Origin of the sequence: Mycobacterium sp. PDNC021 (assembly GCF_048282635.1) — a bacterium.
Lineage (GTDB): Bacteria > Actinomycetota > Actinomycetes > Mycobacteriales > Mycobacteriaceae > Mycobacterium > Mycobacterium llatzerense.
This window is the reverse complement of the sequence record NZ_CP182502.1, coordinates 3,159,163-3,185,171: the sequence shown is the minus strand read 5'-3', so window position 1 is coordinate 3,185,171 and position 26,009 is coordinate 3,159,163. Positions and strand designations below refer to the sequence as shown.

At 64.6% G+C, this 26,009-nt stretch carries 26 protein-coding genes and 1 pseudogene; 16 read left to right on the top strand and 11 right to left on the bottom strand.

Translation table 11 applies throughout. The features are described from left to right. Entirely contained in the window at nt 1–1,014 is a 1,014-nt protein-coding gene (locus tag ACNO8X_RS15045; RefSeq protein ID WP_418001641.1) for an NAD-dependent epimerase/dehydratase family protein, read from the bottom strand. 123 nt (nt 1,015–1,137) lie between these two features. Beyond that, nucleotides 1,138–1,365, bottom strand: a complete 228-nt coding sequence (locus ACNO8X_RS15040) for a hypothetical protein (protein WP_418001640.1) — start codon at nt 1,363–1,365, stop codon at nt 1,138–1,140. 488 nt (nt 1,366–1,853) lie between these two features. On the opposite strand from ACNO8X_RS15040, the gene ACNO8X_RS15035 reads away from it, so the two are divergent. Then, nucleotides 1,854–2,456, top strand: a complete 603-nt coding sequence (locus ACNO8X_RS15035; protein ID WP_418005912.1) for a Dabb family protein — start codon at nt 1,854–1,856, stop codon at nt 2,454–2,456. A 33-nt stretch (nt 2,457–2,489) separates the two neighbouring features. Here ACNO8X_RS15035 and ACNO8X_RS15030 read toward each other — a convergent pair whose 3' ends face one another. Continuing rightward, nucleotides 2,490–3,404: an acetoacetate decarboxylase gene (locus tag ACNO8X_RS15030; protein WP_418001639.1), complete on the bottom strand. Its 915-nt coding sequence runs from the start codon at nt 3,402–3,404 to the stop codon at nt 2,490–2,492. Between the two features lie 191 nt (nt 3,405–3,595). On the opposite strand from ACNO8X_RS15030, the gene ACNO8X_RS15025 reads away from it, so the two are divergent. The 3 genes and pseudogenes from ACNO8X_RS15025 (at nt 3,596) to ACNO8X_RS15015 (ending at nt 7,219) form a co-directional block, all read left to right on the top strand. Further along, nucleotides 3,596–4,561: an alpha/beta hydrolase gene (locus ACNO8X_RS15025; RefSeq protein WP_418001638.1), complete on the top strand. Its 966-nt coding sequence runs from the start codon at nt 3,596–3,598 to the stop codon at nt 4,559–4,561. Beyond that, nucleotides 4,558–6,131 (top strand): annotated as a pseudogene (locus ACNO8X_RS15020) (succinic semialdehyde dehydrogenase). The gene ACNO8X_RS15025 and the pseudogene ACNO8X_RS15020 overlap by 4 nt, the downstream one beginning before the upstream one ends. Continuing rightward, nucleotides 6,128–7,219 (top strand): saccharopine dehydrogenase family protein, encoded by a 1,092-nt coding sequence (locus ACNO8X_RS15015; RefSeq protein ID WP_418001637.1) that lies wholly within the window; start codon nt 6,128–6,130, stop codon nt 7,217–7,219. The pseudogene ACNO8X_RS15020 and the gene ACNO8X_RS15015 overlap by 4 nt, the downstream one beginning before the upstream one ends. A 40-nt stretch (nt 7,220–7,259) precedes the next feature. On the opposite strand, the gene ACNO8X_RS15010 is transcribed toward ACNO8X_RS15015, so the two are convergent. Further along, on the bottom strand, nt 7,260–8,231 hold the full coding sequence (locus tag ACNO8X_RS15010; protein ID WP_418001636.1) for an NAD(P)-dependent alcohol dehydrogenase: 972 nt from the start codon (nt 8,229–8,231) through the stop codon (nt 7,260–7,262). Nucleotides 8,232–8,295: 64 nt separating this feature from the next. Continuing rightward, nucleotides 8,296–8,985, bottom strand: coding sequence for a type 1 glutamine amidotransferase domain-containing protein (locus ACNO8X_RS15005; RefSeq protein ID WP_418001635.1), 690 nt, complete (start codon nt 8,983–8,985; stop codon nt 8,296–8,298). A 198-nt stretch (nt 8,986–9,183) separates the two neighbouring features. Between ACNO8X_RS15005 and ACNO8X_RS15000 the strand changes: the two genes are divergently transcribed. From ACNO8X_RS15000 to ACNO8X_RS14990, 3 genes are read left to right on the top strand one after another with little or no spacing between them, the layout of a single operon-like run. Continuing rightward, the gene (locus ACNO8X_RS15000) at nt 9,184–10,167 is read left to right on the top strand and encodes an AraC family transcriptional regulator ligand-binding domain-containing protein (protein ID WP_418001634.1); all 984 of its coding nucleotides are present in this window, start codon (nt 9,184–9,186) and stop codon (nt 10,165–10,167) included. After that, the gene (locus ACNO8X_RS14995; protein ID WP_418001633.1) at nt 10,164–11,210 is read left to right on the top strand and encodes an AraC family transcriptional regulator; all 1,047 of its coding nucleotides are present in this window, start codon (nt 10,164–10,166) and stop codon (nt 11,208–11,210) included. The genes ACNO8X_RS15000 and ACNO8X_RS14995 overlap by 4 nt, the downstream gene beginning before the upstream one ends. A gap of 26 nt (nt 11,211–11,236) precedes the next feature. Then, nucleotides 11,237–12,232 carry an NAD(P)H-quinone oxidoreductase gene (locus ACNO8X_RS14990; protein ID WP_418001632.1) on the top strand — a complete coding sequence of 332 codons (996 nt, stop codon included), beginning with the start codon at nt 11,237–11,239 and terminating at the stop codon, nt 12,230–12,232. 69 nt (nt 12,233–12,301) lie between these two features. Here the strand turns inward: ACNO8X_RS14990 and ACNO8X_RS14985 are convergent, their stop codons facing one another. From ACNO8X_RS14985 to ACNO8X_RS14970, 4 genes are all read right to left on the bottom strand, one after another. After that, entirely contained in the window at nt 12,302–12,658 is a 357-nt protein-coding gene (locus tag ACNO8X_RS14985; protein ID WP_418001631.1) for a three-helix bundle dimerization domain-containing protein, read from the bottom strand. Next, nucleotides 12,655–13,539: a universal stress protein gene (locus tag ACNO8X_RS14980; RefSeq protein WP_418001630.1), complete on the bottom strand. Its 885-nt coding sequence runs from the start codon at nt 13,537–13,539 to the stop codon at nt 12,655–12,657. The genes ACNO8X_RS14985 and ACNO8X_RS14980 overlap by 4 nt, the downstream gene beginning before the upstream one ends. An 11-nt stretch (nt 13,540–13,550) precedes the next feature. Beyond that, nucleotides 13,551–14,015: a hypothetical protein gene (locus ACNO8X_RS14975; protein ID WP_418001629.1), complete on the bottom strand. Its 465-nt coding sequence runs from the start codon at nt 14,013–14,015 to the stop codon at nt 13,551–13,553. A 129-nt stretch (nt 14,016–14,144) separates the two neighbouring features. Further along, complete coding sequence (locus tag ACNO8X_RS14970; protein WP_418001628.1) at nt 14,145–15,635, bottom strand: AAA family ATPase; 1,491 nt, start codon at nt 15,633–15,635, stop codon at nt 14,145–14,147. A 165-nt stretch (nt 15,636–15,800) separates the two neighbouring features. Between ACNO8X_RS14970 and ACNO8X_RS14965 the strand changes: the two genes are divergently transcribed. The 4 genes from ACNO8X_RS14965 to ACNO8X_RS14950 all read left to right on the top strand — a co-directional run bounded on the left by ACNO8X_RS14965 (nt 15,801) and on the right by ACNO8X_RS14950 (nt 20,428). After that, on the top strand, nt 15,801–16,799 hold the full coding sequence (locus ACNO8X_RS14965) for an Acg family FMN-binding oxidoreductase (protein ID WP_418001627.1): 999 nt from the start codon (nt 15,801–15,803) through the stop codon (nt 16,797–16,799). 293 nt (nt 16,800–17,092) lie between these two features. Next, entirely contained in the window at nt 17,093–17,944 is an 852-nt protein-coding gene (locus ACNO8X_RS14960; protein WP_418001626.1) for a universal stress protein, read from the top strand. 76 nt (nt 17,945–18,020) lie between these two features. Next, the gene (dosR, locus tag ACNO8X_RS14955) at nt 18,021–18,668 is read left to right on the top strand and encodes a hypoxia response regulator transcription factor DosR/DevR (protein WP_418001625.1); all 648 of its coding nucleotides are present in this window, start codon (nt 18,021–18,023) and stop codon (nt 18,666–18,668) included. A 56-nt stretch (nt 18,669–18,724) separates the two neighbouring features. Next, a complete protein-coding gene (locus ACNO8X_RS14950) occupies nt 18,725–20,428 on the top strand; it encodes a GAF domain-containing sensor histidine kinase (RefSeq protein WP_418001624.1) in 1,704 nt (567 codons plus the stop codon). A 13-nt stretch (nt 20,429–20,441) separates the two neighbouring features. On the opposite strand, the gene ACNO8X_RS14945 is transcribed toward ACNO8X_RS14950, so the two are convergent. After that, the gene (locus ACNO8X_RS14945; protein ID WP_418001623.1) at nt 20,442–21,050 is read right to left on the bottom strand and encodes a hypothetical protein; all 609 of its coding nucleotides are present in this window, start codon (nt 21,048–21,050) and stop codon (nt 20,442–20,444) included. Nucleotides 21,051–21,257: 207 nt separating this feature from the next. Here ACNO8X_RS14945 and ACNO8X_RS14940 point away from each other — a divergent pair, with 207 nt between their 5' ends. The 5 genes from ACNO8X_RS14940 to ACNO8X_RS14920 all read left to right on the top strand — a co-directional run bounded on the left by ACNO8X_RS14940 (nt 21,258) and on the right by ACNO8X_RS14920 (nt 24,869). Next, on the top strand, nt 21,258–21,878 hold the full coding sequence (locus ACNO8X_RS14940) for a GNAT family N-acetyltransferase (protein WP_418001622.1): 621 nt from the start codon (nt 21,258–21,260) through the stop codon (nt 21,876–21,878). Nucleotides 21,879–21,883: 5 nt separating this feature from the next. Next, nucleotides 21,884–22,879, top strand: coding sequence for an Acg family FMN-binding oxidoreductase (locus tag ACNO8X_RS14935; protein ID WP_418001621.1), 996 nt, complete (start codon nt 21,884–21,886; stop codon nt 22,877–22,879). A gap of 75 nt (nt 22,880–22,954) precedes the next feature. Next, entirely contained in the window at nt 22,955–23,428 is a 474-nt protein-coding gene (locus tag ACNO8X_RS14930) for a hypothetical protein (RefSeq protein WP_418001620.1), read from the top strand. A gap of 32 nt (nt 23,429–23,460) precedes the next feature. Next, a complete protein-coding gene (locus tag ACNO8X_RS14925; RefSeq protein ID WP_418001619.1) occupies nt 23,461–23,892 on the top strand; it encodes a hypothetical protein in 432 nt (143 codons plus the stop codon). Between the two features lie 26 nt (nt 23,893–23,918). Continuing rightward, nucleotides 23,919–24,869, top strand: a complete 951-nt coding sequence (locus ACNO8X_RS14920; RefSeq protein WP_418001618.1) for a PPK2 family polyphosphate kinase — start codon at nt 23,919–23,921, stop codon at nt 24,867–24,869. A 28-nt stretch (nt 24,870–24,897) separates the two neighbouring features. Here the strand turns inward: ACNO8X_RS14920 and ACNO8X_RS14915 are convergent, their stop codons facing one another. Continuing rightward, nucleotides 24,898–25,968, bottom strand: coding sequence for a CHAD domain-containing protein (locus ACNO8X_RS14915; RefSeq protein ID WP_418001617.1), 1,071 nt, complete (start codon nt 25,966–25,968; stop codon nt 24,898–24,900). Between the last annotated feature and the right edge of the window lie 41 nt (nt 25,969–26,009).

The following is a 26,009-nucleotide window of genomic DNA, read 5'->3' as shown; positions in this document are numbered from 1 at the left end:
TCAGCGGAGGTTGCCGGCGTATCTGCTTGCCAGCGCACCGATGTCGATGAGCCACAACAGAGTGTCGCGCGCGGTCTCTTCGAACGGTCGGGCCACAATGCCCAACTCTTCGGTGGTCACCGTCGTGTCGAATCGGGTGTCCCGCTCGGCCAGTTCGACGGTCTCGACGTCCGCGGGCAGGTGGATGCTGTCCGGCAACACCTTGTTGAGCAGTTCGGCGAGCTGAGTGAACGGCTTGGCCACGATGGTGGGTGTGCTGACGAATGGCAGCCACCGCCCGGTGATCTTGTGCAGGGTCCCGTGCATCAGGTCACCGTCGAGGTGATGACCGGGCACCACGTAACGCCGCGGCCCTTGACCCGCCACCACGCAGGCGGCGACGACGTCGGCGACGTCGCGAACGTCGACATAGTGGGCGCCGCCGGTCGGCCATACGGGCAAGCGCCCCTTGATGATCCACATGAACAGCTCAGCCTGCGTCCCCAGGTACGGATCGTGCGGCCCGAACACCCCGCCGGGATACACCGACACCACCGGCGCCCCGATCGACTGGAGCGCCCGAACTTGTACTTCTGACTCACGTTTCGACTTGGCGTACGGCAGATCCACGTCACCCAGCGGCAGATCGGGTCCGCCGCCATCGCGACAGGTCAGTGCCACCGTCGACGAGATGTGCACGATGGGATCGAGACCGCGCTCCACCGCCCCGCCCACCACCAGTTCGGTGGCGCGCAGATTGGTCCGGGTGATCTCCGTCGCGCGGCGCGCGTCGAGACTGAACACGGCGGCCGCGTGCACCACCGCGTCCGCGCCATCGAGAGCCGCCGCCACGACATCGGCATCCAGCACATCCCCGACCACGATGTCATCGACCGAAACATCCAGTGGTTCAAGCGATATCGGTACCTGCTCGGAACGGCGGACCAGCATCCGCACGTCGTGTCCATCGCGGACCAGCGCCGCGACGATATGCGCACCAACGTAGCCGGTCCCTCCGGTCACCAGAACCTTCATCTTCCGTCCTTCCCAGGGACTCGTCGGCCAGCGTTGGTCTGGCGACGACCCTGACAAGGTCGCTGGGCCGCATCGCCGCCCGCACCCTATCCCTGATCAGCGACTATTCGCTGGAAAAACGTGTCACGCTTCGGCGTCACTATCGCCATCATTTCCGGTGATGATCTCCTTGAGCTTGTCGACCGCATGGGCGCCGATGTCCACCGAGTTGTGCACAATCCCGGAAATCCCTTCGGCCACATCACCTCTGATGATGTCAGCGGCGTTGTCGACGATGTCCGACGCCTTCTCGACGGAATGAGCGGCTACATCACGGACCGCGTCGAACGAGTCCTTGGGGTTGAGCGGCATCGCGGTCTCCTCCGGTTGACGGTTAGCCAAAACGGTAGACCCCCGAACCTTCCCGATATCCGGGAACGTACCGACTGGGCGCCCTTCACAGCCCCTAGCCTCGTGCCATGGACGAGGTGTTCGTCGTCGACCGGGTGGTGACCGCACCTGGGTGCGCCCAGCGGTTCATCGACGCCTATCTGGCCGGCTACGCCCCCGGCGCCCGCGGGCGGGGCATGACGCTGCGGGATGTCCTTGTGAGTCCGCCGATCTGGTTCGACGATCAGTCCAACACCGTGACCATCACATGGACGCTGCGCGATGCCGCGGCGTGGTGGCAGATGACGTGGCACGGGCGCTCGGACCCGAGGCTTGCGCAGTGGTGGGGCAGCATCGCCGATCTCATCGTCGAACGCCAGCGGAGCGTTGCGACCCGGCCCGAAAATGCCGCCCCGGCAGCGGATCTCGAATCAACGTCATCGGCCGCCGCCTCAGCCGCGGCGGTATGTGTGACGCGACTGGTGGACGTCGCCGAATCCGACCGTGGCCGGGTGTTGGACGCACTCCGCGTCGCGGCCCGCGGCAGCGGGGCCTTCGCGTGTGTCGTCGAGCCGACGCTGCCGGGCACGCGCAATGGCGGTGACATCCTGGTGCACTTGCGGTTCCGCGATCAAGACACCTGGGAACAAAGCACTTTCGATGATGCCCTGACCGACCCGACGATCACCCATGTCAACGGCGCAACCTACCGCGGCACACCCACGCGCCGCGGCAACGGCACCGTCTACCGCGCGCTGCTGCTGCGCGTCGACCCGGAGGTGGACGACGCGGCGGTCGCCCAGTTCGAACGGGAACTGGCGTCGATGCCCGGCTTCGTCTCCACCATCAAGGCCTGGCAGCTCAGCCGCGTCGACACCTCGATGGGCGCCAGCCCGTGGACGCACGTGTTCGAGCAGGAGTTCACCGACGTCGACGGTCTGCTCGGTCCGTACCTGATGCACCCGATCCACTGGAGCGTGGTGGATCGCTGGTTCGACCCCGAGACCACCGACGTCATCGTGCGAGATCGGTTGTGCCACAGCTTCTGTGAGCTGGCTTCGCCCGTTCTCTAGCGTAAAGGTGAGCTTGTGTGCCCGGGAGTCTGCTCAGCCGAAGGTGGTCAAGGGCCTCGGCAGATTCAGGACCAACTGCGCGTCCTTGGCGACGTCCAGGCTCAGGACGCGCGATGCGCCGAGTCCGTCGAGCAGGTCGCTCAGCGGACCACCGTCACGCGCGACCGCCACGTCACGCGGGAAGCTGCGCTGCGCGTACGACAACGTGTTGGACTGCACCGACGTCTGGTGCCACTGGCCGTCGACCAGATGGATCATGGTGTTGGTGCCCATGCGGGACTGCGACGGCACGTCGGTGAACTCGGGACGCGGCGCACTCAACGTCACGTCGGGTTTCCCTGTGGGCCCGACGATTTCGGCGCGCACGGTGTCGCCGATGTCGACGTTGATACCGGTGCGCCACTTCGGCAGCTGGTAGCCGTTGACGCCGCGGACGCGTGCGATCTCAGTGGTGACGGGCAGCGCCAGAACATGCGCGTAGAAGTTCCTGCGCCGCAGGGCACTCAGCAGTTCCAGTTCAGGCAGCAGGCCGGATACCAGGCCATGGTCGCCGGGTTTGCGGATGACGGCCGCGACGGAGACCTCGTCGTAGGGATCGTTGTCACAGACCGAGTAGGAGAAGAACGTCAGCGCGGCGATGCCGTAGCCGGGCACCGCACGCAGTGGTTCCAGGGGCGCGGGCAGCATCGCGGCCAGCCGGTCCAGCGGAGCGAGCAGGTTCGCCTGCACGATGCCGGCGCGGTAGTAGAAGTTCGGTGCCCACAGCGGCCCCACCCGCGAATCCACCTGGACCTTCGGGATTCTGCGGAACCAGTCGATGTTGCCTACCGCGGGATCTTGTGCCACCTCATCGAGATTCGGGTTCGAGCGGTAGCGGTCGTAGTAGCCACCCTTCGGCACCTCGACGGTCTGGCCGGCGAATTCGACTTCGGTGAGTTGCGTAGCCATCGTGATGGACCTCGTCCTTCCTAGGGGATTGATGGTTCAAGGCTGACAGGACGCCGTGCGCCTCCACAGGTGCCGGCTGGCCAACAACTTGTGAGAAGTGGCCAAACAGCTGTCAGCCGCGGATGGGTGGACGACGATCAATCAGGTCCCACCTCGTTGAGCAGTTCACACCCCGAGCAGCAGGAGACACCATGACCGAAATCAAGCCTGTGTTGGAGCCCGAAGCCGCCGCATTCTGCCAGGCAACCGACACTCCGCCGTACCTCTATCAACTGCCGCCCGCCGACGGACGCAAGACGGTCGACGAGGTGCAGTCCGGTGCCATCGAGATGCCGGACATCGACGAGGAGTGGCTCACGGTCGACGGCGGGCCGACGGGGTCGGTCAAGGTGCGCATCGTCAAGCCCGCCGGGGCGACCCGCCCCCTGCCGGTGATCTTCTACATCCACGGTGCGGGCTGGGTGTTCGGCAATGCGCACACCCATGACCGACTGGTCCGGGAGTTGGCCGTCGGCGCCGATGCCGCGGTGGTGTTTCCCGAATACGACTTGTCCCCCGAGGCGAAGTATCCGACCGCCATCGAGCAGAACTACGCTGCGGCGCAGTGGGTGTTCGCGCACGGCGCCGAAAAGGGCTTGGACGCATCGCGATTCGCGGTCTCGGGCGATTCGGTGGGCGGCGACATGGCCGCCGTGCTGACGCTCATGGCCAAGGACCGCGGCGACGTCACGATCTGCCACCAGGTCCTGCTCTACCCCGTAACCGCAGCTGACTTCGACACACCGTCGTATCACCAGTTCGCCGAACACTACTTCCTGAGCCGTGCGGGCATGAAGTGGTTCTGGGATCAGTACACCGAGAACGACGCACAGCGAGACGAGGTCTACGCGTCACCGCTGCTCGCCACCGTCAACCAACTCGCCGGTCTGCCACCGGCTTTGGTGATCACCGCCGAGGCCGACGTCCTGCGGGACGGCGGTGAGGCCTACGCGGCCAAACTCCGCGAGGCCGGCGTACCCGTCGTACAGGTCCGCTTCGGCGGCATCATCCACGACTTCATGATGCTCAACGCGTTGCGTTCCACCCACGCGGCAACTGCCGCAATCAAACTCGCGCAGGACACGCTGCGCACCGCCCTGCAGGAGAACACACCATGACGACGTTCGCATCCCCACCCGCTGCCGGCACCCGGAGCGCACTGCTGCGCAACCTGGCCGGTCGGGTCCAGGCCACCGAGCCCGGCACCCGTCTCGAAGTCCTCAATTCGATGACGGGTCAGGTGCTCGCGGACGTCCCGCGGTGCACGCCGGCCGATGTGGCAGCGGCCGCGGCGCGCGCCCGTGCGGTCCAGCCGGCATGGGCAGCTCGGCCGGTCGAGGAGCGCGCGGCGATGCTGTTGCGCTTCCATGATCTGGTGCTGGATCGCCAGGACGAGGCACTCGACCTGATCCAGCTGGAGAACGGCAAGGCCCGGCGGCACGCGTTCGAAGAGATCATCGACGTCGCCATGGTGTCGCGCTACTACGCGAACACCGCCGCCGAGTACCTCAAACCGAAACGGCGGCAGGGCGCGCAGTTGGCTCTCACCGAGGTGTGGGAGCTGCACCACCCGAAGGGACTCGTGGGCGTCATCTCGCCGTGGAACTACCCGCTGACGCTGGGTATCAGCGACGCGCTTCCCGCGATCGTGGCGGGAAACGCGGTGCTGACCAAGCCGGATCAGCAGACCCCCTTCGCCACACTGTGGGCCGTCCGGTTGCTCGAAGAGGCCGGTATGCCAAGGGGATTGGTCCAGGTGGTCACCGGATCGGGTGCCGAGCTGGGTACGTCGATCATCGAACAGTCGGACTTCTTGATGTTCACGGGTTCGACGGCGGTGGGGCGCACTGTCGCCGCGCAGGCGGGCGAGCGTCTGATCGACTGCTCGATGGAGCTGGGCGGCAAGAACGCCCTGCTGATCCTCGATGACGCCGACGTCGACAAGGCCGTCGACGGTGCGATCCGTGCCTTTTCTCCAACACCGGTCAGCTGTGCATCTCGATCGAGCGCATCTACGTTCCGGCGGCGCTGTGGGATCAGTTCTCGAGCAAGTTTGCCGCGGCTACGAAGAAGATGAAACTCTCCGGCGCCCTGGACTATTCAGCTGATATGGGCTCCCTCATCTCGCAGAAGCAACTGACGACGATGAGCCGACATGTCGATGACGCGGTGAGCAAGGGCGCAACCGTGCTCACCGGCGGCCGCGCTCGCCCCGACCTGGGACCGTACTTCTACGAACCGACCATCCTGACCGGCGTCCACGACGGCATGATCGCGTACGCCGACGAGACGTTCGGTCCTCTGGTCTCCCTCTACCGCGTGGAGAGCGAAGCCGAGGCCGTCGAGAAGGCCAACGACAGCCCCTACGGCCTGAACTTCAGTGTGTGGACCTCTGATCCGAAACATGGGCGCGACGTGGCCGCCAAATTGCAGGCGGGCACCGTCAACGTCAACGAGGCCTACGCCGCCGCGTGGGCGTCGGTCGACGCGCCGATGGGCGGCATGAAGGCCTCCGGCATGGGCCGCCGCCACGGCGAGCACGGAATTCTCAAATACACCGAGTCCCAGACGATTGCGATCGAGCGACTGCTGCCGGTCGGCGCACCCACCTGGCTCGGCGCAGGTACCTACGCGCGTGTCATGACTGCAGGCATCCGTCTCCTCCGTCGGATCCCGGGCGTCAAATGACGGTCATCGTCTTCGGCGCCACCGGCTACACCGGAGGCTTGGTGACCGAATCGCTGGTGCGACGTGGAGTCCGACCGGTGCTGGCCGGCCGGGGCGCCGAACGACTGGCCGCCTTGGCGCAGCAGTTCGGTGGCCTCGACTACCGCGTGGCCGACGTCGGCGACCCGGCCAGCGTCCGCGCCCTGGTCGACAAGGGCGACGTTCTGGTCACCACCGTCGGCCCGTTCGACCAGTTCGGCCATCCGGTCGCACAGGCCGCGGCCGACGCCGGTGCCCACTACCTGGACTCGACGGGTGAGGTCGGCTTCGTCCGCGAGGTACACGAGCGGCACGACGCCCGGGCCCGCGCGGCCGGAGCCATCATCGCGCCGGCCTTCGGGTACGACTACGTGCCCGGCATCCTGGCCGGTGCCCTCGCCGCACGCGCCGGCGGAGAGGCAGTGCATGCCATCGATATCGGCTATTTCGCGATCGGTTCGCTGCGCAACGGCCTGAGCCAGGGCACGCGAAAAACCATGGCGGAGGGCCTGATTCTGCCGGCGACGGTGTGGCGGGACGGGCACCTGGTAGACGAGACCACCGCGAGTCGGGTGCGTGCGTTCTCGGTGCGAGGGAAGCGCAAGAACGCCTTCCTGGTGTCGGGCACCGAGGTGCTGTTCCTGCCGGCAGAGCTACCTGGGCTTCAGTCGGTGACGGTCTACAACGGCTGGTTCCCGCCGCTGAGCCGCGCCATCCAACTCGTCTCCGCCGCCGCGAACACCGCAGCCAAGCTGCCCCGCGGACGCGACCTGGTCAACGCCATCTCTGCCCGCACCGTCGGTAGCAGTGGCGGTCCCGACGCGGCCGAGCGGGCCCGCACCCTCAGCCACGTCGTCGCGGTGGCGCGTGATGAACGTGGCGCCCCCGTCGCCGAGATCCACCTCGAAGGCCCGAGCCCCTATTCATTGACAGGTGAGCTGATGGCCTGGGCCGCAGAACGATTGGCCGCCGGCGCGGGCCGCACGCCCGGCGTCGTCGGACCCGTCGAAGCCTTCGGGCTCGAGGAGCTCGCGGCCGGCTGCGCCGACGTCGGCTTGGCACAGGTCTGAACCACCGTTGCTGAACACCTTGTCACTCAACGTGTCTCGATCAGGGATGCAGGATCAACTTTCCGGTCATCCGGTGGCTTTCGCTGAGATCGACGGCCTCCTGCAGGCTGGTCAACGGAAGATGCTGGGCGATGTTCACCGTGAGTTGGCCGGCGTCGGCGGCCGCCATCAGCGGTGCGAGCCGGTCGCGGGTCGGTCGCCCGAGGATCGTCCGCGCCTGGAACGGCGGGATGAGGGTGTAGACGGCGTCGGCAACATTGTGCATCGACACCATCACGTAGCGGCCCCGCGCGGACAGCAGGGACAGGCACTTTCGGCGGGAGTAGGCATCGGCACAGTCGGCGACGATCTGGAACGGCCCGTACTGCCGGGCTTGCTCGAGGACGTCGCCGCGGGTGTAGTCCAGCACGATGTCGGCGCCCAGTTCCTTGACGAGTTCGACGTTCTTGGTCGAACAGACGCCGACGACCACGGCGCCTTCGTGTTTGGCGATCTGAACGGTGAGCTGACCGACGGCACCGGAGGCGCCGAGCACCAGAACCCGGCGCTGCGATGGCTCGACGCGGCGGAGGCGGCCGATGTCCACCACAGTGCGGTGTGCGGTGACACCCGGAATTGCCAGTGCGACTGCGGTATCGAGATCCACCGCGTCGGGGACATGACAGACCTGGTCGGCACGCACCACCGCAGTTTCTGCGAAACAGCCGCGTTGTCCGCGCGAGAAGTCGGTGCTGCCGACCACCCGGTCACCGGGCCCGACGTCGCGCACCTTCGGGCCGACCGCATCGACGGTTCCGGCGAAGTCCAGGCCGAGCACCACCGGCGGTTTGGGTCCGAGCACTCTGGCCAGCAGTCGCATCGGTGGCGCGATGAGCATCTGACAGTCCGCGGGGTTGAGTCCGATGCTCTGCACTCTGACTCGGACCTCATCCGCACGCGGTTCCGGTGTCGGCAGCTCGACCAGCTCGATCGGCTCCCCGGTATTCCAGCTGCGTTGCGCCATCGCCCTCATGACGCGAAACTCTATTCGGTTGTGGACAGGGAAAAGGAGTGCGTCCAACGACTGCGAAGCGAACTCAGCCCTTCAGCACCTCGACGACCTTCTTGGCCGTCGCCTTGGCAGAGCCCGGGTTCTGGCCCGTCACCAGGCGACCGTCGGCGACGACGTACGAGGCGAAGGGAATCAGGCCCTTCTCGTACAGCGCGCCGCGGTTCTTCATTTCTTCTTCGACGTTGTAGGGCACCAACTTGTCGACGCGGGCCACCACTTCCTCCGTCCAGGAGAATCCTGTGAGCTTGCGGCCCGCCACCAGCAGCGAACCGTCCGACAGCGTCGTGTTCAGCAGCCCCGCGTAACCGTGGCAGACCGAGGATACGACTCCCCCGCGTTCGAAAATCTCCCGCGAGATACGTTGCAGTCCTTCGCTATCGGGAAAATCGAACATCACGGCGTGACCGCCGGTGAAGTAGATGGCATCGAAATCCGCCGAATCGATATCGGCCGGCGCGGCGGTGTTGGCCAGCAGTGCCATCTTGGCGTCGTCGGCTTTCCACGCCTTGGCGCTCTTGTCCAAGTTCGGGAACTTCAGTGACCGCGGCTCGAGCGGTGAGAGTCCGCCCTGGGGGCTGACGATCGTCTGCTCGTAGCCGGCCTCGGCGAAGACGTGATAGGCGTGCGTCAGCTCCGACAGCCACAACCCGGTCGGCTCTGACGGGTCTACGTAGTGCGAGATGTTGGTGACAACGTTCAGGATGCGCTTGGTCATGAGCCAAGAATTCCCTGGCCGGGCACCAGACGCTACGAAGTGGCCACTTCTCACAACTTGTTGGCCATTCATCACCTATTGTGCGAGGCATATCGACCCCTAGGCTCGATACCGCAGGATGGCAGCACACAGTGGACACGGCCGAATGAGGACGATGTGAGTACACACGATGTTCTTCGCTCACCGGCTGGTGTCGCATTGCTCGTCGACCTGGCCGCGGACCACGGCATGGCCGACGCCGATTCATTGCGTGGCACCTCACTGACCCGGGCCACCCTCGAAGACCTCGATGCCGAGATCCACCTTCGGGACGAACTCAAGATCATCACGAATATCCTTGGCGACCTTGATGTCCCAGGCCTGGGTATCGAGGCGGGTCTGCGTTGTCATGCCGCATCACCAGGCATCTGGGGGCTGGCGCTGATGAGCTCGCGCACCTTGGGAGATGCCCTCGCGGTGGGCGTATCGCTGGCCTCGCTGAGTTTCTGCCTGTGCCGACTGACTGTGTCGGCCGACACCGGGGACGGTTACGGTCGTTTGACTCTCGACCCCTCCCAGCTTCCGCTCGACATCCGCGGCTTCGCCGTCGAGCGCGACAGTGCCGGCATCCAGACCCTGCAGCGCGACCTGCTGATGTCATCCGACGTCCAATTGCGAGTTGCCTACACGACGGCGCGCCCCAGGGACGAGGTCGTGCAGAAGTACGTCGACGTGTTCGGTATCGAACCCGAGTTCGGGGCACCGCAGAACTGCCTCATCATCGGTCTCGATTCGTTGGCCAAGCCGCTGCCGCAGGCGAACCAGTACGCCCGGTCGATGGCAGAGAAGCAAGCGGTGGACCTTCTGAGGGACAGATCGGCTCGCGCCGGCGTGGCGGGACTGCTTCGCGACATGATGCTGTCGAGTCCGTCCCCCGTCCTCTCGCTCGACGAGGCAGCGCGGCAACTGACCGTCAGCGCGCGCACGCTGCGACGGCACCTCGCCCAGGAAGGGGTGTCATTGCGCGATTTGCAGGAAGAAACCCGCGAGGCACTGGCCGAGGAACTGCTCGCGGACGGCAAGACCGTTGCGGAAATAGCTGAACGCCTTGGCTATTCGCAGGTCTCGAGCTTCACTCAGGCGTTCCGGCGATGGAAGGGCGTCGGGCCGCGGGAGTATCGCGAGCGAACGCGCAACCTATGACGACACTGGATCTGCAATCCAAGCGGCCGGCGGCCAGCTTGGCGCTGATGCTCGACTGGGCAACCGAATTCGGCCTGACCCCACAGCAATGCCTCGCCGGCACCAGGACGACGCCCGCGGCCATCCGTGTCCCCGACGCCGAGATCACCGCACAGCAGGAACTCAAGGCCATCGCCAATATCGTTGCCGTGCTGGGTGATCGGCCGGGACTCGGCCTGCAAGCGGCAGCCCGGTATCCGGTCACGGCATTCGGCGTGTGGGGATTCGCGATCCTCACCAGTCCGACGTTGGGCGAAGCCATCGACGTCGCGGTGCGATTCGTCCAGCTGAGCTACGCCTTCTGTACCTTCGAGACCCGCCACTCCGGCGACGACCTCATCGTCGTCATCGACTCCCGCGCCGTGCCCGCACCGGTCCGCCGGTTCGTCCTCGAACGTGACGCGGCAGCCATCCCCAACCTGTACCGGGAAATCCTCGGCACCACCCCACCGCCGAGCCGCATCGGCTTCGCCCTGCCCGACCCTGGGCCGGCGGTGTCCATCTACGAGGAGATGTTCGGCGCCACACCTGAATTCGATGATGCCGAGACGACGGTCACGATCGCCGCTGAACTGTTGAACCTCCCGCTACCGCAGGCGAGTAGCCATACCGCCAAGCTCGCCGAGCAGCAATGCCGATTGCTTCTCGAGCAGCGGGAAGCCCGCACCGGCCGCGCCGGTCTGGTGCGCGACCTCCTGTTGTCCGACCCCGCCAACCCACCGAGCCTGGCCCAGGTGGCGGGGCGGCTGTCCAGCAGCACCAGGACGCTGCGGCGGCAATTGGAGGCCGAAGGCACCTCATTCCGGAAGCTGCTCGACGAAGTGCGCCACCACCTGGGGACGGAGTTGCTCCAGAGCGGTATGACGGTCGAGCAGGTCTCGAACCGGCTGGGGTACACCGATGTCAGCAACTTCTCGCACGCCTTCCACCGCTGGAACGGCTCCAGCCCGCGGGCTTACCTGGCCCGCCGAAACAGGTATGCGACGCGGAACCGAACGCAATAGCCCACCATCCAACCAAGGAGGAATGCATGTACGCGATAACGCTCAATGGCCATGGTGGTCCCGAGGTGATGGAGTGGGCGCAGGTCGACGACCTGCCCGCACCGGGTCCCGGTCAGGTCGCCATCGATGTGGTGGCGGCGGGGGTCAATCGCGCCGACGTCATGCAGCGCATGGGCTTCTACCCACCGCCGCCCGGCGCCAGCGACATTCCGGGCCTCGAGGTTTCCGGCTACATCGCCGAAGTCGGTGCCGGCGTGCAGGATTGGGCACCCGGCGACGCCGTGTGCGCACTGTTGGCCGGCGGCGGCTACGCCGAACGCGTCAACGTAGCGGCCTCCCAGGTGCTCCCGCTGCCGCACGGCGTCAGCGTCACTGCCGCCGCCGCGCTGCCCGAGACTGCGGCCACCGTGTGGTCGAACGTGGTGATGACGGGTGGCCTGCAGAGCGGACAGACTCTGCTGGTCCACGGCGGTGGCAGCGGAATCGGCACGCACGCAATACAAGTGGGACGTGCGTTGGGGGCCAACGTGGCGGTGACGGCCGGTACGCAGTTCAAGCTGGATGCCTGCCGCGAACTCGGCGCGCAGACCCTGATCAACTACCGCGACCAGGATTTCCCGGCTGTGGTCAACACGGAGTACTCGGGCGCCAACGTCATTCTCGACATCATGGGCGGCAGTTACCTGGGTAAGAACGTCGAAGCGCTGGCCGAGAACGGCCACCTGACCATCATCGGGTTGCAGGGCGGCGCGGTCGCCGAACTCAATCTCGGTGCGCTGCTGTTCAAACGGGGCTCGGTGCATGTGACGAACCTGCGTCGTCGGCCCGAAGACGGCCCCGGTTCGAAGGCCGAGATCATCAGCGCACTGCGGCAACAGCTGTGGCCGCTGATCGCCGACGGTGCGGTGGCACCGGTCGTCGCGGCCGAGGTACCGATCACCGATGCGCCGGAAGCGCACCGGCTGCTCGACTCCGACAAGACAGTGGGAAAGGTGCTGCTCACCGTCAAGGACGACGGCTGAATAACCTGATGCGGCCCGCCCTGCGCCGGTTTCTCGGATTCCTCGGCAGAACCAGGCTGGGGATGCTGGTCACGGGGATGCCGGCCGGCACGACTGACGCTGTGCGGAATGATCCGTAGCCACCCCGGTGCTCCGGTTCTGGCTGCGTTCACGCCGGATCCGGTCTCCCACGATGCGCTCGACCAATAGCGGGACAAAGGCTTGGATCGGGGCATCGGCGAACCGCAGTGCGGCCTCCCGACACAAGCGCGTGATCTCCGTTTCGCGTGTCATGTCGTCCCGGCCCTCGCGACGAGCAAGTTTCCCAGCGACCTCGACGATCCAGTCGCGCGAACGCGGAGCCGGGTGCGCGACCGCTGTCACCACCGCCGCTTGCGTCGTCCTCGGTGGGGTGACGCAAGCGGTCTCGAACAGTACCTGGGTCATGACTGCCCCGCGGGCGTACGGTCAGCCGAACCCTGCTGTCGGGCAACGCCGTTGCCAACAACTACGGGCGATGCCGGCCGGATGAACAACAGTGTGCAATCCGAATCCTTCAAGGCCTTTCGCACCTCTTCGCTGGTCAGTTCCGCGACCAGCTCAGGGTGGTCTCCGGGCACGATGACCAGCTGGTCGATGCACGCACTCTGGCGCAACAGGTTGGTCAGGTGTCCCGGCATGGCCAGCGTGACCGGCTGGAGATGACTCTTGTCCGGATTCTTCAAGTACCGTTCCACGGCGGAATGCACCGGATGCCTGGCGTCGACCGGCTCACTCGAATGCGACCAGGGCTCCAACAACAAAATCGGCGCGTTGCGCCACGCGGAATCAGTCTCCGCAGCCTCGACCACGGCAGTGGCAGAGCTTGATTCGTCCAGCACGGCCACAATCCATTTTCGGTGATCGAAGTCCCGGTGCGCCCGCCGGATGATCGCCACGGATCCCGGCGACCGCCGAGCGACCTCGGCCGCCGTGAATCCACGAGGACCGTCAGGCGTGTCGTGCGTTCCACGGTCTCCGACACAGACCAGGGACGCGCGATCGGACTCTGCGGCAAGGCATTCCGCCGGACTGCCGGAAAGAATCTCCGATTCGAGTTTCACGTCGATGTGCGTATCGACAACCGCTTCCCACGCTTTGTGCAACGCATGCTGTGCCCGGTCGATGTTCTCCTGCTCATCGGCGTCGACCGCATCGATGACGTAGACCAGCCGCAGCGTGACGTCTCGGCTCGCCGCCTCGAGTGCAGCCCAGCGCGCCGCGCGCAGCGCGTGTTTGGAACCGTCGATGCCGACGACGATCGGCTTCATGGTGGCAATGGCATTCATCAGAATTCCCGTCAGGCTGCCCGGGGCAGGCCTTGGATCCCCGACGGCGCCTGCGACGCCGGATCCGGCCGCTTCGCCCACCCGACATAGGTGAGGTAGATGCCCATCAACGCACCGAGTAGGTAGACGAACTGCCACACGGGTGTGGCGCCGATCAGGCGACTCGACAGCGAGGCGTACTGATGCGGAAAGGCCAGCAGGAAGAAGCCTTTCGCGGCCATCCCCCACCCGACAATCGAGACGATCGCCGCTGCCGCGCCACGCCAGTATGGGTGAAACGCGATGACCGCGATACCACCCATGAGCAAGAAGACGCCGGTGATCCACGGCCACGTGTTGCTACTGGTGAACTCCGAGAGCATCGGGCGCATGTCCGCGGCCCTTACAGCTACGACGGTACCGACTACTACGTAGAACGGTCCGAGTACGCGGGCGAAACCACGCGTCCGCGGTTGGACTTCCTGATTCGCGACCATGTCACTCCTCCATTCTCCGACAACGTTGAGATCAGTTGATCTCCATTGACATCTCATCGCGCACCCGCGACCGGCCCTAGTGCCTAAGGTCCCTCGAGACAAGCAAAAGTGCTCTGCCGCAGACTCCTGTCAGAGCGCTGAACGACAGACCGCGACCGCAGCGTCCACCGTTGCACTCAAAGAATCGGCGGTGTCGAGTCGATGAGCCTCGGGCCAACTGAAGGGTTCTTTCGCCAACGCCGCGGCTATCTCTGCGGTGACTTCGGACGTGCTACCGCGCCGGTGCCGAATCCGCTCCTGGGCGATGCCGAGAGGGGCCGAGCATTCCAATTCCACCAGGGGACAACCGTGGTCGTGGGCCAAGGCTCGCGAGTGCTGTCTCAGATCGGCGTCCCGCCAAGTGGCGTCCAGGATGACCGAGCATCCCTGCGCGAGAAGCAAACCTGCACGATTCAACATCTCCCGGTAGACCAGCTCAACCTGCTCGGGGCTGTAGCGGCCGGTCCCGTACTGCCCGGCCGGCCCGCTCAAACATCCGGCCTCGCAAAGTTCGGCTCGGACATCGTCACTCGAAATCACCTGGGCCGCAACAGCTGTAGCCAATTCCCTGGACACCGTGCTCTTGCCCGTCCCAGGGGCGCCGCCAACCAGGATCAACCGAACGGTCGCGGTACGTAGGTTCCTGATTGCCAGTTCCAGATGCCGCAGCGCGTCGGGGCGGGCGACGACATCTCCCTGTTCCATCCGGATGCAATCGACCTTGGCCCGGACGGTCGCCCGGTAAGCGCAGTAGAAATGTGGCAGAGACGGCGGTGCCGCATCATCTGCTGCCTGCCGGTAGCTGGTCAGGAAGTAGTCGGCGAGTTCAGCCGCTCCCCGGAACTGCAGGTCCATCGCAAGGAAGGCCGCATCGTCGATACCGTCCACGTAGCGGAGCTGATCGTCGAACTCCAGACAGTCCAGGACGACCGGCCCATCGACCGTACAGAAGATGTCTCCGGCCTGAAGATCGCCGTGCCCGTCGACGATGCGGTGCTGCTTGACGCGCTGCCTGAACAGCTCAGAGCGGCCGCTGATGTACTGCTGAAACAGACGACTGATGAGGGCAATGGAGCCGACGGCGTCCAATGCCGTGGCCCGACGGTCGAGCTCGGCCAAGTTCTGCTCCCAGCGTGCGAGGACGGCCGTGCGGCGCCCAGCAGCGCTGATCTCCTCGTTATGTGGCGAAACAGCATGCAATCGCGCGAGCTGTTTCGCAATGGCATCGAGGTGACCCTCCACCGGCAGCCCTTTCGCGACCATGGTGGCGAGTCGTTCAGCGTCGGGATAGCGCCGCATCTCGATCACCGGCTCGCCCGGGCCGCCCGCGGGCGCGACGAGATGCGCCAAGCCGAGATAGCTGTCCGCGGCCAACCGGCGGTTCAGCTCGATCTCACGCAGACATGCACGTTCACGGCGCTCTCGTGTGCTGAAATCGAGAAAATCCGTGACCACCGGCTTCTTCGCCTTGTAAGCGCGATCGCCCGCTAGCACGACCAGCCCGGTATGCGTTTCGTGAACTTCGATGCGTGCGGCCGGAGCCACGGTGTCAGTGACGTGCGGTGTGACAGCAAGGCTCATGGCGGCAATCCTTTCTGCCATGTCGAGCCGACGATGCGGCCATCCGTCCCACTGATGACGGCCAATGGTCACTTGCCCGGCTACTGGTGACTTCTGGCTCTGTCTGGAGCTCAACCACATCGGGCAGGGTCGGTATGGACCTCGCAGCGCCGAGAAGGACATCTCATGACGAAAGCCACAATTTCACTCCGAGAGATCGAAGATGCGGTACACCTGGCCTGTCGGGCGCCGTCGTTCCACAACAGCCAGCCGTGGAAGTGGGTTCTGGAATCGGCCACCTTGAAGCTGTTTCTCGACACCGACTGGTTGGTGGCCACCGATAGTTCCGGGCGTCAGGCAATGTTGAGCTGCGGCGCGGCACTGGATCATCTGCGGGTCGCGATGGCAGCAGCCGGCTGGACCACCCTCGTCGATCGTTTTCCCAATCCCAACAACCGACATCACCTCGCCGATATCGATTTCCGGCCGGCAATCGGGGTGACTCCGGCACAGCGGCGAGCGGCAGACGCAATCCTGTGCCGACGAACTGACCGACTGCCGTTCGGCGCCGTGGAGGACTGGCCGGCATTCGAGAGACTACTGCGACTGGCCGTGGGCAATCGGCCGACCCAGATTGACGTGCTGACCGCCGGGCAACGTATCGACCTGGCCGAGGCGTCGCATCTTGCCGAGTTGCTGAGGATGTACGACACCGCCTACCACGCCGAATTGGAATGGTGGACATCACCTTTTGGCGCAGCGACGGGCATCCCACACAGTGCCCTGGTGTCGGCCGCAGAAAGCGATCGAGTTGATATCGGACGCTCGTTCCCGGTGACGCACACCCGGGAGCGACGCCGGGAAGCCGGGGACGACCACGCCACCGTTGTGGTGATCTCCGCGCTCGGCGACACCCGTGACGACATCTTGGCGTGCGGCGAGACGTTATCCGCGGTGCTACTGGAGGCCACGATCGCCGGCCTAGCCAGTTGCACGCTCACGCACCTGACCGAGCACTCGGCCACTCGCGACATCATCAGCACACTCACCGGACATCCGTTGCCGCAGGTGCTGGTCCGGATCGGCACGGCCCCCGCCCTCGACGAGGTCCCGCCACCGACACCGCGCCGCCAGTTGTCTGATGTCTTCCGTCACCGGCCACATCGCCCGCACGATCGGAATTGACGGAGGCTCGCTCGACTCCCGTCTGGCAGCGCTGCGCTTTCGCATCAAGCTCCCTATTGCACACAGCGCCGCGACAAGCGCCATGCCCGTGAACAGCTGCTTCTTCATGCCATCGACGATGGCGTCGGAACGGGTTGCGGGCTAGAGCACATCGACCCGCTGTCGCGGCCAACAGTCCCGCCGCCGCAAGTCACTGTGCCGGGCGACTAGGGACCAATTCCCCTGCCGCCGGCGGCACCACCGCACCTACCGTCGATGAATATCAGCTCGATGATTTTCAGGAGAGTACGGAGATGTACAAATCAGCTTCGCCGTCTTCAGCGGTGGTAGTCGGCATCGACGGCTCGCAGTGGTCGGTGAATGCTGCCTTGTGGGCGGTCGACGAGGCCGTCATTCGCGATGTGCCTCTGCGCTTGCTCTACGTGGTTGCGCCACGCGGCCATGGCCCCATCGACCCTGAACAGGAAGCGCGAGACTTGGCCTGCGCCGACGTTTCCGTCCGCCGAACCCTCGTCGCGGTCGAATCAACGGACAAACCGGTCAAGATCGAGTGGGAAGTTCTGCAGGGGCACCCCGCCAGGGTGCTGTTGAACGCAGCCAGATCAGCCGACCTGCTGTGCATGGGCTCCCTCGGCATCGCCCATGCGACCGGGTCCCGGCTCGGCTCCACCGCAGCGACCTTGGCTACCTCGGCGCTGTGCCCGGTTGCCATAATTCGGAACGGCAGTTGGTCAACGCAACCCCGGCACGTGGTTGTGGAAATCGACGAGAGTCCGGACAGCGTCAACGTTCTCGACGCCGGGATCAACGAAGCCCGGCTGCGTGGCGCCCCGCTGACGGTGCTGGCGACATCGCACACCCCACTGTCGGACACTCACGAGCACGTCCCGGATGAGAACGCCCGCGTGCGTTTGGACAAACGGCTTGCGCGCCACCGCCTGACAAACCCGGACATCGAGTTCAACCTGGTCGCGGTGAACGGCTCGACGATGAACTATCTTGAGCACCACGCTGATTCGATCCAGTTACTCGTCATCAGCAGGCATCGCCGGCCCGGTTTGGGAGAGATCGTCGGGACCGCGCGCGCAGTGCCGAGCCAGGTCAATTGCAGCGTATTGATTTGCCGTCATAACCAGCGCTTGTGACCGCTGACTGGCCTATCGTCGTGAGGGAGAATTGAACACACACAAGTACGTCGTCAGCATGCAGAAGGGTATGTGAATGGTCACTGTATTTCTCGTCGACGACCATGAGGTCGTACGGCGTGGACTCATCGACCTCCTGAGCGCAGACCCCGAACTGCAAGTCATCGGCGAGGCCGGAACCGTGGCGCATGCCATGGCCCAGATTCCTGCGCTCCGGCCCGATGTAGCGGTCCTCGATGTGCGCCTGCCAGACGGCAACGGCATCGAACTGTGCCGTGATCTGCTGTCCCGCCTGCCCGACCTTCGGTGCCTGATGCTGACCTCGTTCACCTCCGACGAAGCAATGCTCGACGCGGTACTGGCCGGCGCGAGCGGCTACGTCATCAAGGACATCAAGGGCATGGAGCTGGCCGAGGCGATCAAAGCCGTCGGCGCGGGACGATCACTGTTGGACAATCGCGCCGCCGCAGCGCTGATGGCCAAGCTACGCAACGCCGCCGAACGGTCTGATCCGCTTTCGGGCCTCACCGATCAAGAACGTGTGCTGCTGGATCTACTCGGCGAAGGGCTGACGAACAAGCAGATCGCGGCGCGCATGTTCCTGGCGGAGAAAACGGTGAAGAACTACGTGTCCCGCCTGCTCGCCAAGCTCGGCATGGAACGGCGCACCCAGGCCGCGGTGTTTGTATCGAAACTCGACAGGTCACAGCGTCCGGACAACTGACACGGAGTTTGCGGCAAGCCGCGACGTGATCCTGCGGCAATGACAGAATCACCGCTGTGACAAGCCATGGTGGCAATCCTGATCGCCCGCTGCGGGCGACGCTGTCCGGACTACGGTTGCGTGAGCTCCTCAGCGAGGTTCACGACCGGGTGGAGCAGATCATCGAAGGTCGCGATCGCTTGGACGGCCTTGTCGAGGCGATGCTCACCGTCACGTCCGGTCTGGAACTGGATGAGACGCTCAAGACCATCGTGCGCACGGCAATCGAGTTGATCGACGCACGGTACGGCGCCCTCGGAGTGCGCGGAGCAGGCCACGAACTCGTGGAATTCGTCTACGAAGGGATCGACGAGGAGACGCGCTGCAAGATCGGGCCGCTGCCCCAGGGACGCGGCGTACTGGGCGCGCTGATCGATGAGCCGAAACCAATTCGGCTGGAAAACATCCATACGCATCCCGCGTCCGTCGGTTTTCCCGAACACCACCCGCCCATGCGAACATTCCTGGGCGTACCGGTACGTATCCGCGATGAGGTTTACGGAAACCTGTATCTGACCGAAAAAGCATCTGGGCAGCCATTCAGCGAAGACGACGAAGTCCTGGCGCAAGCACTGGCGGCTGCCGCCGGCATCGCCATCGACAACGCGCGCCTCTACCACCAGTCGCAACGGCGCCAGGCCTGGATCGAGGCCACCCGCGACATCGGTACCGCGCTTCTTTCCGGTACCGAGCCCGCCGACGTATTCCGGCTGATTGCCGAAAAAGCACGTGCGTTGACGGAAGCGGACGTCGCGCTGCTGGCCGTTCCCGAGGAGGACGACGCGCAAACCGACGAAATTGCCGAACTGCAGATCGTCGATATCGTGGGCGAGATCGGACCGACCGCATTGCGGATCACCGTAGCCGACGGGCCGGTCAAAAGCGCCTTCCGCCAACGGATTCCATCTCGCTGCGATGCCGCCGACCTTCCCGACACCATCGCGCTCGAGATGGCACATGCGCTCGTTCTGCCGCTGCGCACCACGTCGTCGGTCATCGGAATCCTGGTCCTGTTCAGAGGCAAAGAGCGGCAACCGTTCACCGACGACCAATTGGACACGATGGCTGCATTCACGGACCAGGCCGCGCTCGCCTGGCAACTTGCGGCAAGCCAACGGCAGATGCGCGAACTGGACATCCTGGCCGATCGGGACCGGATCGCCCGCGATTTGCACGACCACGTCATCCAAAGACTGTTCGCCGTCGGTCTCACGCTGCAGGGCGCCGTCCCGCGCGCGCGGTCCACCGATGTACAACAGCGCATTACCGGGTCCATCGACGACCTACAGGACGTGATCACCGAAATCCGCACCGCGATCTTCGATCTACACGGCAGCTCGGGCGGCACCACCCGGCTCCGGCAGCGGCTGGACGCCGCTGTATCCACGTTCTCCAGCAATGAGTTACACACGACTGTCCGTTACGACGGCCCGCTGTCCGTCATCGAAGCGGATCTCGCCGATCATGCGGAGGCGGTGGTCCGGGAAGCGGTGAGCAACGCCGTCCGCCATGGCAACGCCAGTGCAGTCACGGTCACCGTCACCGTCGACGACGAACTCCGCATCGAGGTGGCCGACAACGGCAGCGGACTGGCCCAGCCGGTGACCGAGAGTGGTTTGACCAACCTTCGCCGACGAGCCGCAGACAGCGGTGGCGAGATGACAGTAGACCCGGGCGCCGACGGCGGCACCGTACTGCTGTGGTGGGCACCGCTGCCGTAGGTTACCTGCGAAGTTACTTGCGGTAGTGGTCCTTTCGGCCGCCACCGTCGCGATCGAATTCGCGCCATTCGTCGGCCCAACCCGCAAATCTCTTGCGGTCAAGGCGCCAGTGCAAAACTTGCACGAATCCGTACAAACTTCCGGTCAGCCCGAGCCACAGCATGACTGCCGCACCGAACGCGGCGGCCGATACCTGATCGCTGGTCTGCGGGGGGCCGACGTATTCACCCCGATTGTTCACCCAAACCGAGGTTTGGTCACCGCGCTTCAGGTGCGTCGGGCCCATGACCCACGCATCGTGGTCGGCCTCGCCGGCGCGCCAGCGCACATGTGATCGGAATCCGGCTGCCCCGAAACGTGATATGAGGACGCTGCTGTCCACCGCCGTCGCCGCTGCAGTGTGCCATTCGGCAGACTGCAGCGCCGCTACCTGTCGCTGCTGGTCGTAAACGGAAGTGCCGAACGCCGCAGCGGGGGCAATCAGAAACAGACCGATAACCAGCGCCATGAACCGCGCGGCCGCCTCCAGGCGATCACTGCGACGCACCAGCGGGCTTCGGGAAAAGCACATGAAATGTCGGACCCAGAACTGAGCGACCGGGCTGCACCTGTACTCGTCCATGTCGGACTCCTTGGTCGAACCTCGCGCCACCTGGCGCTGCAGGACCTCAGCCTGCGCCGCCGCACGAGCCCGGCGACAGAGACCAATGTCCTTGCCTTCCAATGACGATGGGCACCGGTTTCGGATGTCACACGGCGAACAATCACCGGATGACGAAGTGACCTATGGCTCTGTCGATCGCGTGACGTTCACCTGCAGGATCGCTGTATGAAGATCGAGCAGACTCCGGGTGGATTCACTCCGCCGGTCACCTTCTCGTCTCCGGCGCGAGCATCTCACGAAACGCTCTGGGACGGAACGAAGGTCACTGTCCGCGATCTCGAACCCGAGGATTTCCCCGCGGTGCTGGCACTCGCCGACAACCTGAGCGGTGACGAGCTTTACCTCCGGTTTTTCACCTACGATCCGAAACATCTCGCGGAGTGGGCGCATTCGGTGACCCAGCCCACCGCGGGAGGCCTCTCTTTGGGTGCCTTCGACGGCGAAAGACTTGTGTCCGTCGGCAATTACATCACGGCCTCCCCAGTCGGCACCGCCGAAATCGCCATCGTCGTCGCGCATCGCAATCACCACCGCGGGATTGCCACAGCGCTGCTCAGGCGGCTCGGTGCGCAAGCCAAGGCAGCGGGCATCCAACGGCTCTTCGCTGACGCGCTGGCAGAGAATCGCGGCATGCGGCAAGTCATCGCCGACGCCGGTTGGCCCTACACCCAACACCGCAACGATGAGGTACTCACCATCGAAGTCGACCTAACCGAGACCGGCAGCACGGGACTGGCGGAACCCGAACCGACTGCATCGCCATCTGTCCTATGTGCTGTGAGGTAACCCAAATGTCCAAAACATTCCCCGACCACGAGACCGTGCGCGCCGCCATGGCGCTCGCAACGCGTGCACCTTCGGTCCACAACACCCAGCCCTGGCGGTGGCGGATCGGCGCACACAGCATGCATTTGTACGCCGAGCAATCGCTGCACTTGGCGCACACCGATCCCGACGGGCGCGATCTACTGATCAGTTGCGGTGCCGCGCTGCACCACGCAGCGGTGGCCCTCTATGCCCTCGGCTGGCAACCGACCATTCACAGATTCCCGAACCCCGCTGAGCCCGACCATCTCGCCTCGATCGAAGTGGTTCGTTGCGCTCCGAGTCAGCCGGACATCGCACTGGCGGCCGCAATACCCCGCCGTCGTACCGATCGGCGCTATTACAGCGGCTGGCCCGTCGCACTCGGAGACGTCGCTCTGATGACTGCCCGCGCCGCCCGCCTCGGTATCGGATTGCGTCGCGTGAAGCTCAACGACGTCTTGAGCACCGCACTGCGGCAGGCGGTTTCACAGCACGTGCACGACAGGGAGTACCTCACCGAACTCACGATGTGGAGCGGGCGCTACGCATCGGTGGCGGGAGTGCCCGCTCGTAGTACGCCGACGCCCGACCAGAATGCCGCTGTTCCCAGCCGCATCTTCGCGGGTCCCATGTTGGGCCAGCCCGCGGGAACAACCGCATCAGACGACAACGGGTTACTTTTGGCTCTCGGCACCTCAACGGACACCCCACTTGATCGGTTCCGGGCCGGTGAAGCCACGAGCGCAGTCCTGCTGACCGCTACCGCACAAGGACTGTCAACCTGCCCGGTCACCGAGGCGTTGGAAAACCCCGATTGCCGCAAGATCGTTCGGACGGACGTTTTCGGTGACGAACTGTTCCCGCAGATGCTGATTCGCGTCGGCTGGGCGCCGCTCAATGCTGATCCGCTGCCCGCGACGCCGCGCCGGCCCCTGACCGACGTGGTCTCGTGGCTCGACGACGATGCCCCATTCACCTGATTCGGCTCGACGCCGATCGGCCGAGTAATAACCCTCTACTCCAACGGAATAACACTCGAAGACAAGGTCGAAACCATGAACACTTCACGACCCATCGAGTACCGGACCCGCATGTTCGCGCGTGTGCTCGGCCCGTATCTCGTCATCGCCGCCCTCACCCTCGTCGCCCGGCCCACCTACGTCAAGAACCTGATGCATGCATTCGACGGAAGTTCCGTCTGGCCCTGGATCGCGGGAGCGTTCGTCCTGCCGATGGGACTTGTCGTAGTTGCGCTGCACCCGTACTGGCGCGGGTTTGCCGCAGCTGCCGTATCAGTCCTCGGATGGATGACAGTGGCCAAGGGAGTAGCGCTGATGACCTTCCCGCAGTCATACCTCTCCATGGGACAGGATGCCTTTGCCGGCGCACCGTGGTGGATCATCAGCGTCGTCATCATGGCATTGATCGGGCTATACCTAACAGTCATCGGATGGGCTCCGAACCACCAATCAGCCGCTGCGGCCAAGGCTACGGCAGATGCCATTCGGGATCTACCGCGGCAGATCTAGCGCGATCAGACAAAGCTGGTAAGGGAGTGATGATGTTTACAGTGGTTCTTGGCACTGCGTTAGCAACAGCATTCGGCGCAGTTCTCCTGTCCTCGCCTGTCTTGGCAGATGACGGCGGCAGCGACGGCGCAGACCCGGCAATAGGCCAGGCATGCATGACGGTCAACTTGAACGACACCGCAAAAAGCCCTTCTGGCGATACTTTGCGTTGCCTAGCAACGGGCAGCGGCGGTTTCTCTTGGATGACCGATACCGGCGCGGCAGGCACCATCGCGCAATTGGAAAAAGAGGGATATGGCGTGCAATTGGAGCGCGTAGGCGTTGCGCCGATGGACAAATGCACGGTACAGAACGTATGGGACCCGATCATTCAGACTCGCACCGATCGTTCGACCGGGAGCACGCACGCCACCACCATCGTCATCAATAAGACCATCAGGGTCTCTCTCGATTGCACTGGCTAGCGCGCCCCAATTCGCCCCGATACATCATGAAAACAACGACACCGAAACCAACTGAGGCGCAGCGTCTTCAGTCCACGGCTCCGTCGTTCGATGGCTGTCCTGACTGGCAGGCGCTGGCCGATGCCGCGCGGGTCGATCCCGGGGCGCACGTCCACCTCATGCGCGACCACAACCCCGGAAGGCATACGCCCGGTCTGGCCAGAGACGGTGGTGAATATGCACTCGCGGAGGCGAAGACGCTACTGCTGGAATTGCAGGATCGGTTCTTCGCCTCTTCCGGGCACGCGCTGGTCGTCGTACTCCAGGCGATCGATGCCGCGGGCAAGGACGGCACGATCAAGCACGTCATGAGTGGACTGAACCCGGTGGGTGTCGACGTGTACAGCTTCAAGGAACCAACCCCCATCGAGGCTGCCCACGACTACCTGTGGCGCTACCACCGGGTGTTACCCGAGCGTGGGCGCATCGCGGTATTCAACCGGTCCCACTATGAAGCGGTCTTGACGACCAGGGTGCACCCCGAATTCCTGGATCCACCGGTCGCAGACGCCGATCTACATCACCTGTGGCACAGACGCTTCCAAGAAATCAACGAGTGGGAGCGCTACCTTCACGACAACGGGACGGTCATCGTGAAGCTCTTCCTCAATCTCTCGAAGGGCGAGCAGAAGCGCCGTTTCCTGCAACGCCTGGAGAACCCGCAGAAGAACTGGAAGTTCTCAGTGAATGATCTGGCCGAGCGCACACACTGGGACGACTATCAATTCGCATTCCAGGAGATGCTCAGCCACACGAGCACCACGTGGGCGCCGTGGTACGTCGTTCCCGCAGATCACAAATGGTTCAGTCACTTGACCACCTCAGCTGTGCTGGTGCAGGCGCTGCGTGGGATGGACCCGCAGTACCCTGCCCTGACTGATTCGGCGAGAGAGCGCCTGACCGCGGCAAAGTTACGGCTCGACAGCGAACCATGCTGACTCTGGCCGGCTGCCACTTCATCTCGAATCAAACAGCCTTGTGAACGGCCTTTTTGAGGGATTTCAGCGCGGCGGGGAGTGCCTGCTCACAGTCATGAGCGACGTCCGTCTCCTGTTGATACAACAAGCCGTAGGTGAAAGCGTCCTCCCCCGCTGTGTTCGCCGCGTCGGCCAGTTCAGCGAGGTCGGCGCGGCTCACAACACTATCCTGGTGATCGCCGAGTAGCGTCTGAACGGCCTTCGCAGTCTCAGCTACACATGCTGCGCTATTCGCCGCCGCGACATACCGTAATCGCTTGGCACTCTTTCGAATACGATGCAGCATCGCGTCACGGTCGGCGGGCTCGGCGGCGGCTGCCGCTTTGACTCGCTTAGCGAGGCGCTTGTATGCGTCTGCGATCGTCTTGGCGGCCGCTCGTTTCCCCTGAGCGGTGACGCCCGACGAGCCAGTCGTGGTGACCGCGTCCAGCGCATCGAGCAGCCTGAAGTAGCGTGCCGAACGCATCATGCTGATCGATGCCTGCAGCCCCGACCGATAACGGCCGCCGGCTCCGTCGACCAGACGAGTTCGAACCGGCCCACGGACGAGCTTCGCGGGCAATGCATCGAGTGCCCGCTGATGTCGCGCGGCCAAGACCTCGGCATCGCGGGCCGTGCCCAACACGGTGGCCAACTCACGCAACTCTTCGAGCAGCCAAGCGTCCCCTGACAGTCCGAACACGGCGGGCGAAGCCTGCAGGAGACTTCGAATCGTCCGAATGGCAACCCGCATCTGATGTACCGCATCCGGCGCGTCCACGCGCACCGCGCGGTCCCACCGCAACAGCTTCTCGAACTGCTCACCGACCGTCCAATGCGCCCGGTCCAGCGTCTCGCCCCTTGGATTCGAGTCCGCCGTCGATGCCCGTGGGGTCATCCTGGTCGGAGTCACCGACGCCAACGGACGGTCGCGGACAATCGCGAGGACGACATCACGCAGCGCGTCAGGAACAATGTCATCGTCGGTGCTCACAGACATGTGGGACGCCAAGCCGGCATCCGGCTCGGTTGGCAGCGTCAGATGCCAACCCGCATTGTTACCACCGATGTTGCGACTCAACGACACCCCATGTGCCGCCAGATCATGGTTCGCTGTGTCGT

Excerpts from the sequence above, each read along its gene's own strand:
- ACNO8X_RS15045 (WP_418001641.1), bottom strand. The coding sequence starts at position 1,014 with ATGAAGGTTCTGGTGACCGGAGGGACCGGCTACGTTGGTGCGCATATC.
- ACNO8X_RS15040 (WP_418001640.1), bottom strand. The coding sequence starts at position 1,365 with ATGCCGCTCAACCCCAAGGACTCGTTCGACGCGGTCCGTGATGTAGCC.
- ACNO8X_RS15030 (WP_418001639.1), bottom strand. The coding sequence starts at position 3,404 with ATGGCTACGCAACTCACCGAAGTCGAATTCGCCGGCCAGACCGTCGAG.
- ACNO8X_RS15025 (WP_418001638.1), top strand. The coding sequence starts at position 3,596 with ATGACCGAAATCAAGCCTGTGTTGGAGCCCGAAGCCGCCGCATTCTGC.
- ACNO8X_RS15015 (WP_418001637.1), top strand. The coding sequence starts at position 6,128 with ATGACGGTCATCGTCTTCGGCGCCACCGGCTACACCGGAGGCTTGGTG.
- ACNO8X_RS15010 (WP_418001636.1), bottom strand. The coding sequence starts at position 8,231 with ATGAGGGCGATGGCGCAACGCAGCTGGAATACCGGGGAGCCGATCGAG.
- ACNO8X_RS15005 (WP_418001635.1), bottom strand. The coding sequence starts at position 8,985 with ATGACCAAGCGCATCCTGAACGTTGTCACCAACATCTCGCACTACGTA.
- ACNO8X_RS14995 (WP_418001633.1), top strand. The coding sequence starts at position 10,164 with ATGACGACACTGGATCTGCAATCCAAGCGGCCGGCGGCCAGCTTGGCG.
- ACNO8X_RS14990 (WP_418001632.1), top strand. The coding sequence starts at position 11,237 with ATGTACGCGATAACGCTCAATGGCCATGGTGGTCCCGAGGTGATGGAG.
- ACNO8X_RS14985 (WP_418001631.1), bottom strand. The coding sequence starts at position 12,658 with ATGACCCAGGTACTGTTCGAGACCGCTTGCGTCACCCCACCGAGGACG.
- ACNO8X_RS14980 (WP_418001630.1), bottom strand. The coding sequence starts at position 13,539 with ATGAATGCCATTGCCACCATGAAGCCGATCGTCGTCGGCATCGACGGT.
- ACNO8X_RS14975 (WP_418001629.1), bottom strand. The coding sequence starts at position 14,015 with ATGGTCGCGAATCAGGAAGTCCAACCGCGGACGCGTGGTTTCGCCCGC.
- ACNO8X_RS14970 (WP_418001628.1), bottom strand. The coding sequence starts at position 15,635 with ATGAGCCTTGCTGTCACACCGCACGTCACTGACACCGTGGCTCCGGCC.
- ACNO8X_RS14965 (WP_418001627.1), top strand. The coding sequence starts at position 15,801 with ATGACGAAAGCCACAATTTCACTCCGAGAGATCGAAGATGCGGTACAC.
- ACNO8X_RS14960 (WP_418001626.1), top strand. The coding sequence starts at position 17,093 with ATGTACAAATCAGCTTCGCCGTCTTCAGCGGTGGTAGTCGGCATCGAC.
- dosR (WP_418001625.1), top strand. The coding sequence starts at position 18,021 with ATGGTCACTGTATTTCTCGTCGACGACCATGAGGTCGTACGGCGTGGA.
- ACNO8X_RS14945 (WP_418001623.1), bottom strand. The coding sequence starts at position 21,050 with ATGGACGAGTACAGGTGCAGCCCGGTCGCTCAGTTCTGGGTCCGACAT.
- ACNO8X_RS14940 (WP_418001622.1), top strand. The coding sequence starts at position 21,258 with ATGAAGATCGAGCAGACTCCGGGTGGATTCACTCCGCCGGTCACCTTC.
- ACNO8X_RS14935 (WP_418001621.1), top strand. The coding sequence starts at position 21,884 with ATGTCCAAAACATTCCCCGACCACGAGACCGTGCGCGCCGCCATGGCG.
- ACNO8X_RS14930 (WP_418001620.1), top strand. The coding sequence starts at position 22,955 with ATGAACACTTCACGACCCATCGAGTACCGGACCCGCATGTTCGCGCGT.
- ACNO8X_RS14925 (WP_418001619.1), top strand. The coding sequence starts at position 23,461 with ATGTTTACAGTGGTTCTTGGCACTGCGTTAGCAACAGCATTCGGCGCA.
- ACNO8X_RS14920 (WP_418001618.1), top strand. The coding sequence starts at position 23,919 with ATGAAAACAACGACACCGAAACCAACTGAGGCGCAGCGTCTTCAGTCC.